General features: G+C 27.9%; 13 protein-coding genes. 8 read left to right on the plus strand and 5 right to left on the minus strand.

All coding sequences use genetic code 11. The annotated features are described in order from the left end of the window. Positions 1-5 precede the first annotated feature (5 nt). Positions 6-3,113 (plus strand): efflux RND transporter permease subunit, encoded by a 3,108-nt coding sequence (locus tag B0175_RS04005; RefSeq protein ID WP_108527391.1) that lies wholly within the window; start codon positions 6-8, stop codon positions 3,111-3,113. 43 nt (positions 3,114-3,156) lie between these two features. Then, positions 3,157-3,720, plus strand: coding sequence for a YceI family protein (locus B0175_RS04010; protein ID WP_108527392.1), 564 nt, complete (start codon positions 3,157-3,159; stop codon positions 3,718-3,720). 31 nt (positions 3,721-3,751) lie between these two features. Here the strand turns inward: B0175_RS04010 and B0175_RS04015 are convergent, their stop codons facing one another. Continuing rightward, entirely contained in the window at positions 3,752-5,080 is a 1,329-nt protein-coding gene (locus B0175_RS04015; protein WP_108527393.1) for an NFACT RNA binding domain-containing protein, read from the minus strand. A 93-nt stretch (positions 5,081-5,173) separates the two neighbouring features. On the opposite strand from B0175_RS04015, the gene B0175_RS04020 reads away from it, so the two are divergent. Both B0175_RS04020 and B0175_RS04025 read left to right on the plus strand, forming a co-directional pair. Further along, positions 5,174-5,491, plus strand: coding sequence for a hypothetical protein (locus B0175_RS04020; RefSeq protein WP_046994256.1), 318 nt, complete (start codon positions 5,174-5,176; stop codon positions 5,489-5,491). Between the two features lie 66 nt (positions 5,492-5,557). Beyond that, positions 5,558-7,171 carry a DUF3373 family protein gene (locus tag B0175_RS04025; RefSeq protein ID WP_108527394.1) on the plus strand — a complete coding sequence of 538 codons (1,614 nt, stop codon included), beginning with the start codon at positions 5,558-5,560 and terminating at the stop codon, positions 7,169-7,171. Positions 7,172-7,197: 26 nt separating this feature from the next. On the opposite strand, the gene B0175_RS04030 is transcribed toward B0175_RS04025, so the two are convergent. After that, on the minus strand, positions 7,198-7,713 hold the full coding sequence (locus B0175_RS04030; RefSeq protein ID WP_108527395.1) for a hypothetical protein: 516 nt from the start codon (positions 7,711-7,713) through the stop codon (positions 7,198-7,200). 111 nt (positions 7,714-7,824) lie between these two features. Here B0175_RS04030 and thrS point away from each other — a divergent pair, with 111 nt between their 5' ends. The 4 genes from thrS (at position 7,825) to rplT (ending at position 10,949) form a co-directional block, all read left to right on the plus strand. Then, complete coding sequence (thrS, locus tag B0175_RS04035; RefSeq protein WP_108527396.1) at positions 7,825-9,633, plus strand: threonine--tRNA ligase; 1,809 nt, start codon at positions 7,825-7,827, stop codon at positions 9,631-9,633. After that, on the plus strand, positions 9,630-10,157 hold the full coding sequence (infC, locus tag B0175_RS04040) for a translation initiation factor IF-3 (protein ID WP_108527397.1): 528 nt from the start codon (positions 9,630-9,632) through the stop codon (positions 10,155-10,157). The genes thrS and infC overlap by 4 nt, the downstream gene beginning before the upstream one ends. Positions 10,158-10,296: 139 nt before the next feature. Then, entirely contained in the window at positions 10,297-10,494 is a 198-nt protein-coding gene (gene rpmI / locus B0175_RS04045; protein ID WP_004510116.1) for a 50S ribosomal protein L35, read from the plus strand. 98 nt (positions 10,495-10,592) lie between these two features. Beyond that, positions 10,593-10,949 carry a 50S ribosomal protein L20 gene (gene rplT / locus B0175_RS04050; protein ID WP_004510117.1) on the plus strand — a complete coding sequence of 119 codons (357 nt, stop codon included), beginning with the start codon at positions 10,593-10,595 and terminating at the stop codon, positions 10,947-10,949. Positions 10,950-11,024: 75 nt separating this feature from the next. Here rplT and B0175_RS04055 read toward each other — a convergent pair whose 3' ends face one another. Genes B0175_RS04055 through B0175_RS04065 form a run of 3 tightly spaced genes read right to left on the minus strand, consistent with a single transcriptional unit; the run spans position 11,025 to position 13,920 of the window. After that, positions 11,025-12,221: a rhodanese-like domain-containing protein gene (locus B0175_RS04055; protein WP_108527398.1), complete on the minus strand. Its 1,197-nt coding sequence runs from the start codon at positions 12,219-12,221 to the stop codon at positions 11,025-11,027. Continuing rightward, a complete protein-coding gene (locus B0175_RS04060) occupies positions 12,205-12,441 on the minus strand; it encodes a hypothetical protein (protein ID WP_108527399.1) in 237 nt (78 codons plus the stop codon). The genes B0175_RS04055 and B0175_RS04060 overlap by 17 nt, the downstream gene beginning before the upstream one ends. Before the next feature lie 9 nt (positions 12,442-12,450). Beyond that, entirely contained in the window at positions 12,451-13,920 is a 1,470-nt protein-coding gene (locus B0175_RS04065; protein WP_108527400.1) for an NAD(P)/FAD-dependent oxidoreductase, read from the minus strand. Between the last annotated feature and the right edge of the window lie 170 nt (positions 13,921-14,090).

The following is a 14,090-nucleotide window of genomic DNA, read 5'->3' on the forward strand; positions in this document are numbered from 1 at the left end:
ATATTATGATAGAAAATATAATCTCATATAGTGTGAAAAATAAGTTTATTATCCTTTTTGTTGTTTTTATTTTGACACTTTCTTCTATTTGGGCTGTTAAAAATACAAGTTTAGATGCATTACCTGATTTGTCTCCTGCGCAAGTTATCATTCAAGTTGAGTGGGATGGACAAAGTCCAAAAACAATAGAAGAACAAATCTCTTATCCTCTTATTTCAAATTTGATGAGTTTGCCAAATATCGAAACAGTTAGAGCAATGAGCTCTTTTTCAAATGCAATGATTTATATCATATTTAAAGATGGAACAAATTTATATGATGCAAGAAGTCGAATTTTAGAGCAACTTTCTACTTTACAAGGAACTTTTCCTAGTGGTTCAAGTGTTCAGCTTGGAGTTGATGCAACTGGTGTTGGTTGGGCTTATGAATACGCATTAAAGTCAAAAACAAAAAGTTTAGAAGAGTTACGAACTTTACAAGATTATTTTTATAAATTTGGGCTTTTAGGAGTTGATGGAGTTAGTGAAATAGCAACAATTGGTGGTTTTATAAAAAATTATGAAATTACATTAAACCAAGACAAATTAGTTCAATATGATTTAAATATAGAAGATATTAAAAAAATTATTGAAGCAAACAATGATGACAAGGGTGGAAGAATTGTTTTAGAAAATGGTTATGAATATATAATTACTGCTCGAGGTTATCTAAAATCAGTTGTTGATATTGAAAACATAACAATACAAACTGAAAATAATATACCATTGAAAATAAAAGATATAGCAACAGTTAATATAACAAGTGAAAATCGAAGAGGAATGGTTGATTTAAATGGTGAAGGTGAAACTGTTGGTGGAATTGTTGTTGTTAGATTTGGAGAAAATCCATATAAAGTTATAAAAGCTGTAAAAGAGAAACTTAAAACTTTAAATGTTCCAGATGTTGAAATTGTTGAAGTTTATGATAGAACTTCACTAATTGATAAAGCAATAGATACTCTAAAAAGAACTTTGATTGAAGAATCAATTATTGTTATGATAGTTGCAGGACTGTTTTTATTTCACTTTAGAAGTGCTTTAATCATTATCATAACTTTACCAATAACAGTTCTTATTAGTTTTTTACTTATGAAGTTATTTGGCATTGGTTCAAATATTATGAGTTTAGGTGGAATTGCAATTGCAATTGGAGCAATGGTAGATGCAACAATTGTTATGGTTGAAAATGCACACAAACATCTTCAAGGAAAAGATAATCTTACAAATGAAGAAAGAACTTCTATAATTATAAAATCAGCAAAACAAGTTGGTCGCCCTATTTTCTTTGCCCTACTTTTAGTTGTAGTTTCGTTTTTACCAATTTTTGCTTTAACAGGACAAGAAGGAAAACTTTTTTCTCCTTTAGCATTTACAAAATCTTTTGCAATGATGTTTGGAGCAATTTTATCAATTACAATAGTTCCTATTTTGATGATATTTTTAATTCGAGGAAAGATTTTAAAAGAAGATAACAATATCTTAAATAGATTTTTTATAAATATCTATTCTCCACTTTTACATTTTGCTTTAAGATTTAAGTATTTCGTTGTAGCCATATTTTTTGTAACTTTAGTTCTAGCAGTAACCATTTATCAAAAACAAAAATGGGAATTTATGCCTATGATGAATGAACAAACTTTTATGTATATGCCTGTAACTCCTTATGGAATTGGAATAGATTTAGCAAAAGAGTTAGCACAAAAAACAAATATGGTTATAAAATCTTTTCCAGAAGTTGAAACTTCTTTTGCTAAAGTTGGACGAGCATTAAGTGCAACAGATCCAGCTCCATTATCTATGATAGAAACAATTATTACTTTTAAACCAGAAAATGAATGGCGAGAAGGAATGACATATAAAAAGTTAATGGAAGAGATGGATAAAAAACTTCAAGTAAATGGTTTGATTAATTCTTGGACTTATCCAATTCGAGGAAGAATAGATATGTTAATGACAGGAATTAGAACGCCTTTAGGAATTAAACTTTATGGAAATGATGCAAAAATTCTCCAAGATATTTCTACAAAAATAGAACAAAAGTTAAAAAAATATGAAGGAACATTGAGTGTTAGTGCAGATAAAATAAATTCTGGATACTATCTAAATATAAAAATAGATGATGAAAAAATATCACGATATGGTATTTCAAAAAATGATATTTTAGAAACGATATCTTTAGGAGTTGGTGGAGCTAAAATATCTACTTATTTAGATAAGTTAGAAAGATATCCAATAAGTTTGAGATTTGAAACAACACAAAGAGAAGATTTGACAGTTTTACAAAATCTTCAAATTAAAACAAAATTAGGTTGGAAACCTCTAAATTTATTTGCAACTTTGAGTTACGAAGAAGCACCTTCAGTTATTCAATCTGAAAAGGCTTTAAATGTGGCTTTTGTTTATATTACTCCAAAAAATGGATTTTCTACAAAAGAGTATAAAGATGAAGCAAACAAATTATTAGAAGAGATAAAACTACCAAATGGTTACTATTTTGAATGGTCAGGACAAAGTGAATTTCTTGAACTTGCTATGAACAAATTAGTTTATATCATACCAATTACTTTTATGATTATATTTATTTTAATATATTTTGCATTGAAAAATATTACTTATACTCTAATAATATTTTTTACTCTACCTTTTGCAATAACTGGTGGAATATTTTATATAGAGTATTTAGGTTTTAATATTTCAATAGCTGTAATTGTTGGATTTTTAGCACTTTTAGGTGTTGCAGCTGAAACATCTATTGTTATGCTTTTATATCTGGATGTTGCAATGAAAGAATTCAAAGAAAAAAATGAAGAATATAGTGATAAAAATATCATAGAAACTATTTATAAAGGAGCAGTTTTAAGACTTCGTCCAAAACTTATGACTTTATTTACAATTTTAGGAGGATTAGTTCCTATTATGTATATACATGGAGTTGGAAGTGAAGTTATGCAAAGAATTGCTGCTCCTATGATAGGAGGAATGATAAGTTCTACCTTTTTGACACTTTTTATAATTCCAGCAATTTTTTATATAGTTCTAAAAAGAAATAAAGAATTTGGATTAACTAAACATTAACTTTATATAAATAGAATAGATTAATTTATTAAAAGGAGTCAAAATGAGTATAGTTTCAAAAATTACAAGCGCATTACTTTTAACAGGAAGTTTATTAATGGCAACTGAGTATAAAGTAGATAATGCACATTCAAATGTTGGATTTACAGTAAAACATATGATGATTACAAATGTAAATGGTAATTTTAAAACATATGATGCAAATATTGATTATGATGAGGCAACAAAAACTTTTAAAAAACTTAGTGCAACAGTAGAAACAAAAACAGTTAATACTGGAATCGAAAAAAGAGATGATCACTTAAGAAGTGATGATTTTTTTGCTAGTGAAAAATTCCCAAAAATGACTTTTGAGATGACATCATATAAAGCTGATGGTGATGAAGGTAAAATGACAGGTAATTTAACTATCAGAGGTATTACAAAACAAGTGACTTTAGATGTTGAGGACATAGCATCTATGGGAAATAAAATTGGTTTTGCACTTGAAGGAAAAATCAATAGAACAGACTTTGGTTTAAAATGGAACAAAGCTATTGAATTAGGTGGAGTTGCAGTAGGTGAAGAGGTTAAAATCAAAGTTGATGTTGAAGCTGAAAAAAAATAGCTAAAAAAAGAGACTACACTTTAGTCTCTTTTTAAAATTTAATAACAATAGTAGTATATGGATTATATAGTACATTTGCTCCCGATTGGATTTTTACATTTCTTCTTTGTGTATAGTCCACTTCATAAGTTCCACTAAAATCAACTGAAAATTTTGCACATAAAGTCGCAGCTTGAGTTATAATTGATTGAGGTATCTCTTTTTTTGTGTTTTGCACTATTACATGGCAAGAAGGTCTATCTTTTAGATGAAACCAGAAATCACTGGCTTTTGAATTTTCAAGTAGATAAATATTTTCTCTTTGGCTTGTACCTAAAAGTATTTTATAACCTTCAAAAAAGAAAATCTCACAAGTTTGTGATTTTTTTGTTTTTGTTTGATTTCGCTCTTTTTTAGGTAATAAAAATTCACACTCTTCAAGAGAAGTTGCATTTTTTATACTATTTATTAGTCTTAATAAATATTCTAATTTTTGTGTTAGATTATCTTTTTCTAAAGAGATATTTGAAGCTTTTTGTTTTGCTCTTTTTGCTTTTTTAAATAAATCATTTGAATATTTAGATGCACTTTGTTTTGCTTCTAAATCTAGTTCTACTTCAATTCCTTCATAATTATAAACTTTCAAAGATTTTTGATAAGGTTTTATATTGTGTAAGTTTGACAAGATAAGATTTGCTTTTTCATAAAGTTCATTTGATTCCTTTTCCAAATCCTCTTTTTTTGGTAAATCTTCTATTGTTGATTTTAGTTTTTTTGCCTTTTTATCTATTTGAGAAATTTTTTGTTTTTTTAGATTTTCTAAATTTTCTTTCTCTTTTTGCTCATAAACTTGATATAAATAACTCTCTATATCTTCTATTTTTTCAATTTTAGGAATAAAGTTCTGCTTTGGAACCTCATCTAACTTATGCCCTACTTTTACAATTCTACTTGATGAAAACTCATCAATATGTCTTAAAGCTTCTAAAACTACTCTATTTTCATCTAAAACTATAATATTTGTATATTTGCCTGTAAATTCTAATTGTAAAATTGTAATTTGCTTTTTATATGAAGATGAAGATGAGACTTTTATGTTTATAATTTTATCATCATTGTATAGTTCAATACTCTCTATTTTTGAGTTATTGAATCTTTTTTGAAGTATCACATCAAATGGTGCATTAAAATCTTTTTTTGAAGATAATATCTTATTGTGTTTAAAAATTATTGAATTTGATTTAGAAATATCAAAGTATAAAATATTTTTATTATTAAATTCTATTATGATTAAATTATTCTCAATTCTTCTTATAGACTTTATATTATAGGCATTTGAAGATAGATAATCAACAATCTCTTTTAGTATAAAATGTTTCATTTTTGTCCAAAAATATAAGTTTTTTTGAAATTTTTAAGAGATTTTCAACTCTGTTAGATATAATTATAGCTAATCTTAAATTAGGAGTGTAATATGAAATTATTAAAAATATTAGTTGCTAGTAGTTTAGCTTTAGGTCTTTCAACATCTTTAATGGCAGATGCTGTAAAAGGACAAAAGTTTTATATCAAGTTATTAAAAGAGCCTTGTGGTATGGATGGAGCAAAATTTGCAGCTAAACATACTCAAGATGAGTGGAAAGGTATAGCTGATTCTGGAAAATTTGAAGAAGAAGTTATCAAAATTTGTCCAAATGTAAAAGCTGGAGATCTTAAAGCTAATGCTCAAAAAGAAATTGTTGACTTTTTGATTGAATATGCAAGTGATTCTGGAAATGTTCCATCTTGTTAAAAAGTTTAAAGGGTGATTTTATCACCCTTTTTTTATGTTAAATATTATAGTTAGGAAAGAGTTAATATGAAAAAAAATTTAATCGCGATGTCTGTTGTTACTGCACTTGCAACAACTTCTTTTGCATCTGATATGAATAAAGAGATGTATAATCAAATACAAGCTTTAAAAGCACAAATTGAAGCTTTAGAAAAGAAAGTAGCACAACAAGAGGCTAAAGATAAAGAGGCTCAAAAAGCTATTACAAATGTAGCACCAACTCAACAAAAAGTTGCTGTTGATGAAAAAAGAATTGAAAATATTGAAAAAAAACTTGAGACTGTATCAAAAACTGCTACAACTGCAAAAATTCAAAGTGCACAAGATAATATAAAATGGGATGTTGATTTTAGAACACAAGTTGATAATATTCAATATAAACATGTTGATGGTTCAAAATCAAAAAATGATGCACTCTTAACAAATAGACTTTGGTTAGGGGCAAAATATAAAGCTGATGATAATTCATCATTTTTTGGAAAATTATCTTATAACAAAGCCTTTGGAGACACAGCAGATCATTCTCAATCAAATACAAATCCAGGTTATGCAAATTTTGATTGGGTTACAAATGAAAATGCAACAGACAATTCAATAAAAGTAAAAGAAGCTTATTGGTTATATCAAAATGAAAAATTATTTAGTTCTGATATTCCTTGGTCAGTTTCTGTAGGTCGTCGTCCTTCAACTGATGGTTTACCTATAAATATTAGAAATGATCAAAAACCAAACTCTCCACTTTCTCATACTATTGATGTTGAATTTGATGGATTCTCATTTAAACTTGATACAGAAGGTGTTACTGGATTTACTGGTTCTTGGTTAAAAATCTGTGGAGGACGAGGTTTAACAAATGCAACTCCAAGATTTGACATGTTCAAACCAGCATATTCAACAGATGATGAAAAAAATGATGATGTTGATATGTTAGGATTAATAGTTGTTCCTTATGATGATGGACAATATTCTGTTCATATGCAATATTCACATGCTTGGAATTTGATTGGTTATAGTGCAGATGCTATGGGTAAATTTAATAATGCCTATGGTGCTTATACAAATAATCCAGATGTTACTAATGCATATAATTTACAAATGGCAAAACCTTCATTTGAAGATGTTGGTGATATTGATTTGGCAACAGTTTTATTTAAAGCTGAAGGTATTGGAGATGGAATTTCTGAAACTTTAGATAATACAACTGCCTTTGCATCATTTGCTATGAGTAAAACAAATCCAAATTCTAAAGGAATGTTAGGTTCAACTGATTCTGAAACTGGTTATTCTGTTTGGTTAGGAGTAAATACTGCTTGTCCAATATTACCTGATAGTGCAAGAATTGGATTTGAATGGAATAAAGGAAGTAAATACTGGAGATCTATGACTTATGGTGAAGATACATATGCTGGAAGTAAAATAGCTGCACGTGGACAAGCTTTTGAAGTTTATAGAACTCAAAAATTAACTGAAGCTTTAAGTTTTGGTGTAAGTTATGTATATATAGACTACGATTATACAGGTTCAAACTCATTCTTTGGAGCTGATGGAGAGCCTATGAGTATGTCAGATGCTCAAGCAAATGGACAAAATCCAGTAAAAGAAGCTCAAGATATTAGAGCTTATATGAGATATAAATTCTAAAAAAAGGTGATTTTCACCTTTTTTTACTATCTAAGATTATATTTATCGAAATTATAAATAACTCTTTCAGCCAATTCAATCATTTTTATATTTAATTTTTTAAATTCAGCGTCTTTCATATTCACAAGAAATTTATCATAAACTTGAAAATATGGATACAAAATAAAATATATATACTCTTTTGAAGTAGATTCTTTATTTAATTCTTTAAACCATAAAGCAAGTAAAGAAAAATACAACATTGAAGGATTAAAAGACTCATTCTCTTTTAAATTTTTTGAAATTTCATTATTTATAAAGTTATAGCCATTCAAAACTGCTTTTATACGATAGTGTTTTGCATTTTGAACATAGTAGTTTTGAGGGAATGTTACATTTAAAATTTGTTTTAACATATCCGCTCCAATATTATTGAATTCCTCAACAATATCTTTATCTAATTCAGATTCATTTAAATTAACCTTATCTTTATAAGATAAAATCAAATCTTTACAAAATAGTAGTAGGCTTTCAGTTTTTATTTTAGATATATTCAAAATCATGCTAAATTGTAACTAAAATTTACTAAATTAAATTTATATTTAAATAAATTAAGTCACTTTGAGATAGAATAATTGTAAATTTATAAATTATTGAATAGAAAAAGGAAATTATTGGAACCTATTGGAATATTAAAAGATGGTCAAATATATGACCTTCAAACTGCGGAAGCTTTGAATATCCAAGGAGATGAGATTAAATCTGATGATTCAAAAGAGTCTTTAGATATTTTAAGACACTCGTGCGCTCACCTTATGGCACAAGCTATCAAAGAACTTTACCCTGAAGCAAAATTTTTTGTTGGACCTGTTGTAAAAGAAGGATTCTATTACGATTTTAAAGTAAATAGTAAGATTTCAGATGATGAATTACCAACTATTGAAAAGAAAATGAAAGAAATAGCAGATAGAAAACTTCCTATAACAAGGCATGAAACGACAAAAGAAGAGTTTTATGAAAAATTCAAAAATGATGAGTTAAAACAAGCTGTTTTAAAAAATATCAAAGATGATGTTCTAACTATTTATCGACAAGGTGATTTTGAAGATTTGTGTAGAGGTCCTCATTTACCAAATACAAGAATGATTAGAAGCTTCAAATTAACAAGAGTAGCAGGTGCTTACCTTGGTGGTGATGAAAAAAATGAGATGATTACAAGAATCTATGGAATTGCATTTTTTGATAAACAAGCTTTATTTGATTATACAAGAATGCTTGAAGAAGCAAAAAAAAGAGACCATAGAAAATTAGGAACAGAATTAGAATTATTTACTTTTAATGATGATGTAGGAGCAGGACTTCCTATGTGGTTACCAAAAGGTGCTAGACTTAGAAGTAAATTAGAACACCTTTTATATAAAGCTCATAGAATTAGAGGTTATGAACCTGTTCGAGGACCTGAAATTTTAAAAGCAGAAATGTGGAAAATATCAGGGCATTATGCAAACTATAAAGAAAATATGTATTTCACTACTATTGATGACCAAGAGTATGGTATAAAACCAATGAACTGTGTTGGACATATTCAAATCTTTAAAAATAGTCTAGTTTCATATAAAGAATTACCAAAAAAACTTTTTGAATATGGTGTTGTTCATAGACATGAAATGAGTGGTGCAATGCATGGGTTATTTAGAGTTAGAGAATTCACTCAAGATGATTCACATATATTTTGTACACAAGATCAAATCAAACAAGTAATTTTTGAAGTATTAGAATTTGTTGATACTTTATTAAAAGTTTTTGATTTTAAATATGAAATAGAAGTTTCTACAAAACCAGAAAAAGCAATTGGTGATGATATTTTTTGGGAAAAAACAACAAAAGGTATTATGGATGCTTTAGATGAAAATAATATCTCTTATGGAATTGATGAAGGTGGTGGAGCTTTCTATGGTCCAAAAATTGATATTAAAATTCTTGATGCTATTGGAAGAAAATGGCAATGTGGAACAGTTCAAGTTGATATGAACTTACCTTCAAGATTTAATGTAGAATATATAAATGAAAAAGGTGAAAAAGAACAACCAGTTATGATTCATAGAGCAATACTTGGTTCTTTTGAAAGGTTTATTGGTATTTTAACTGAGCACTGTGCTGGAGAATTTCCATTTATAATTGCTCCAACACAAGTTATTTTTGTTCCAATTGCAGATTCTCATGTTGAGTATGCAAAAGAGTTACAAAAAGCCCTTTTAGAAAATGATTTAGACTCAGAAATTTATAATATGAATGAAAGTTTAAATAAAAGAATTAGAATGGCAGAAAAACAAAGAGTTCCTATGATAGTTGTTATTGGAGATGAAGAAGTAGAAAATAAAACAGTTGCACTAAGAAATAGAAGAACAAGAGAGCAATCAAATATGAGTAAAAATGAGTTTATCTCAATGCTAAATGAAATCAAAAACGGGAGTAGAATTTGAGTAAAGACAAAAGAAAAGATGATGTAATCATGAATGAAATGATTACAGCTAAAGAAGTTAGGTGTACGAGTGATGAAGGGACAAATTACGGAATTATAAGCACTAATGACGCATTAAATCTTGCAGATGAAATGGGTTTAGATTTAGTTCTTATTGCACCTGATGCTAAACCACCTGTTGCAAAAATCATGGATTATGGTAAATTTAGATACCAACAAGAAAAAAAGAAAAAAGAAGCTAAAAAAAATCAGAAAGTTATTGTTATAAAAGAGATAAAACTTTCAGTAAAAATTGCTGAAAATGACGTTAGCTATAAAGTTAAACATGCTAGAGAATTTTTAGAAGAAGGAAATCATGTAAGATTTAGAGTTTTTCTAAAAGGTAGAGAAATGGCAAATCCTCAATCAGGAATTGACGTTTTAAATAAAATTTGGCCAATGGTTGAAGATATAGCTGTTATGGACAAAGAACCAAAACTTGAAGGAAGATATGTTAATTTATTAGTTCTTCCTAAAAAAGATTAACCTCAAATTATAAGAAGAGATATTCTCTTCTCCTCCTCCCCTATTTTTAATTTATTTAATAATAAACTAATTCTAATTTCAGTATAATCCAAAACTTTTTCACTATGAAAAATGCAAATTTATATGAAAGGATTTCTTTATGCCAAAAATGAAAAGCGTTAAAGGTGCTGTTAAAAGATTTAAAGTAAAGAAAAACGGAACTATTAAAAGAGGTTCTGCTTTTAGAAGCCACATTTTAACTAAAATGAGTCAAAAAAGAAAAAGAAACTTAAGAGGACCAAAAACTGTACATAGTACAAATGTTGCTGGTATTCTTTCAACTTTGTGTAAAGCGTAATTACTTAAATTAAGTAATTTTTGTCCCTCCATTTTAAAATGGACAAGTTCAGCTAAAGCTGACACCTTATTAAAAATAACGGTTAAGAAAGGAAAAATATGCCAAGAGTAAAAACTGGTGTTGTAAGAAGAAGAAGACACAAAAAAGTATTAAAAGCTGCTAGAGGATTTTTTAGTGGTAGAAGAAAACACTTTAGAAAAGCTAAAGAACAATTAGAAAGAAGTCTTGTTTATGCTTTCAGAGATAGAAGACAGAAAAAAAGAGACATTAGAAAATTATGGATCATAAGAATCAATGCAGCTTGTAGATTAAATGATATTAACTATTCAAGATTTATGAATGGATTAAAATTATCTGGTTTAGAGTTAGATAGAAAAATTTTAGCTGATATGGCTATGAATGATTCTGCTGCATTTGCATCTTTAGTAGCAACTGCTAAAGCAGCACTTAAATAATAAATTTGCAAAATAATAAAAAAGGGAAGGTTTATTAACCTTCCCTTTTTTTATCTATAAAAAATAGTAGAGACTTTATTCTAAAGGCTCATTTACATCAATTTTACAATTATTACCTTTGCAAGTGATATTTGCATCAAAGTAGTAAATTTCGCTCATATCATACTTATTAGAATTCAATTTCATCCAAGCTTCTAGTGATCTTGAACCAGCTGTACAATGAAACACAATAGTTTTATTTTTAGGTAGTTTTTCATATAACTCTTTAGCGCTTAATTTACCTGCTTCGATATTTATTGAACCTTTTATATGACCATTTTTAAACTCTTGCTCATTTAAAATATTAACTATTTGAATATATTCAGGAACTTTGTTTTCAAGTATTAACGCTTTTAGCCATTCTCCATCTACGCTACCTTGATCTTTTCCTAGTTTTAGTCCATTTTTACTAAATTCATCTTTTTTTATAGATGTTTGTGCATTTTCGTCTTTTGAAGCTTTTGCAAAAGAAGTTGTTTTTAATCCAGCTTCTTTCCATGCTGGAAGTCCTCCTGCATAAACTACAACATTTTTATATCCTAAAGAATACAATTTATTTGCAACTATATTTGATTTCTCACAATTAAATCCACTACAAAAAATAAGGATTTTTTCATCTTTATTTATAGGAAATCTTCCTAATAATTTATCAAAATCTGTGTCAGGAACAGAAATAGCTCCAATAATTGTTTCTTGTAAATATTTAGCAAAAGGTCTTGCATCTACAAGTAAAGCACTATTATTTTCTTGATATGATTTTGTAACAATAGTATCTACTTCTAAATAGTTTTTTATTGACCATTCAGGTTCCCCTGCACTATAAATCTTTACATTTTTATGCCCTTTTTCTTTTAGCTTTTGAGCAACAATAGGACTTTTCTCACAAGAATAACCTCCACAAAAAACAATTAGTTCTTTGTCTTTAGGAATATCGCTAATTGCTTTATAGTATTCATCAAAATTTGTATCAGGAATATTGTAACTTGAAGGAATTGTTCCTTTTTGGTACTTCAAAGCTGGTCTTGCATCTATTAAAATAGAAGAAGCAGAACTTCTATTTCCTAAACCAATAGATTTTTTTACATACTCATAATCTACTTGCTCTAAATTATATTTATTAATTAAATCATAAACAGCTTTTGTAGGTTCTTTAAGATTTAATTCTTCTTGTGCATAAATATTAAATGTAGTCAAGATAGAAGCTAATATAAGGCTATTAATTACTTTTCTCATTTTTTTTCCTTCTAAGTAGTTTAATAATTAATCTGGGAGCTAATAAAACAATATAAACAGTGAAAGAGAATACAATAGGATGAAAAATTCCAAATCCATATGCTGATGAATTTGGAAAATTTTTTATATGAGCAATTGGATAATTTAAAAACTCTTTATAGTGTATTAATACTGTTAAAACAATAAAAATACCTATAAAGACAAATAACTCTTTTTTCAAAAGAGTTTCCTATGCTTTACCACTTAGCATACCGTGAATAGTCATAGGTTTTAGTAAATAAACTTTTAGTAACCACCAAATATATCTTTCTTGTGTTGGGTCAAGAGGGAATGATGGAGTTGGTTTTGCTGTCCAATCAAATTCTGCAAGCATAACTTTACCAATATCAGTAATTAGTGGGCAAACAGTATATCCAGCATATTTAGCAGTTGGTTCTTTACCTTCCATAACTGAAATTAAATTATCAACTAATACTTTATATTGTTTTCTTACACTTCCTCCAGTTTTTCCCATAGGAACAGCTGCAATATCACCTAATGCAAAGATATTATTATATTTAACATGTTGTAAAGTTTCTTTATTTACTGGAATCCAACCTTTATCTGAACCAATAGCAGAATTTCCAATTTCAGTTGGAGCTTTTTGAGGAGGAGTAATATGTAAGAAATCAAAAGGAACATCAACATTTTGATGTTTTGTAACCATTTCATATTCTTCTAAATCTTTATCAAAAGCACCTTTTTCTTGCCAATATTTATCAAATGTTGCTACTTTATTTTTAACGTCAACAGCAATTAAATTGTGATTAAAATTCCATTTCATATCTCTTGCAATAAATTGTTTTTCGATAGCATCTGCATATTCTTTAACACCAAATAATTTACCACTATCTGCATAGAAGTTTAACTCTGCATTAGCTCTTGCTTTTGCTTCATTTAATCTTGCATTTGTTAAATACATAACTTTTTTTGGAGCACCTCCACATTTAATTGCTGTATTTGGATCAGTAAATACACCTTTAACTTTTTGTCCATCTTTTGCTTTTTGAACAAATTTTTGCATTTGATTCCACATTTCTACAGCAGAATCTATGTTATAAACAGAAGTAACTCCACTATCACCAAATACTTTTAATATTTTTGAAGCATCACCTACACTATATGCTTCTCCAACTTCTTCCAATCCTTTAATTGCTCCATAATTTAAAACAATTCCAGCAGCAACAATTAAAAAATCGTAAGATAAAACTTCACCTGATTCTAAAGTAACTTTATTTGCTTCAGGATTAAAATCAACAGCTTTATCTTTTATTAATGTTACACCTTTTGGTAAATAATCTTTTGTTTCATACATAAGTTCATCTTTTGAAGCATAAACTCCTGAAGCAACTAATGTTGTTCCTGGTTGATAAGAAACTGACTTAGGATTTGGTTCAATGATTGTAATATCAGGCTCTGATAAAGAGTTTACTAATCTAGCAGCTGTAGAAATACCTGCTAATCCACCACCCACAATAACAATTTTTGCTTTTGCATCACTTGCTTTTGCAACAGTTGCAGCTTCAGCTTCATTTCCACCTAATAAAAATGCAGCTCCTCCTAAACCTGCTACTTTAAAAGCTTCTCTTCTTGATAGACCAGTTTTTTTTATTTCTGCGTCAAATATTTCTAAAGCTTTATCTAGCTCATTCTTTTTCATTTTACTTTCCTTAGTTTAAAAAATTTATAACTAAAGATAACAAAAAAGATATAATAACAAACTTATGAATTAGTGTAGTTTGGTTATAAGAATCATAATATTTTTTTATATAACATAAATAATATTTATATTTTATCTTAATATTAATATTTATAAAAAATTTATAATTA

Origin of the sequence: Arcobacter lacus (assembly GCF_003063295.1) — a bacterium.
GTDB lineage: Bacteria > Campylobacterota > Campylobacteria > Campylobacterales > Arcobacteraceae > Aliarcobacter > Aliarcobacter lacus.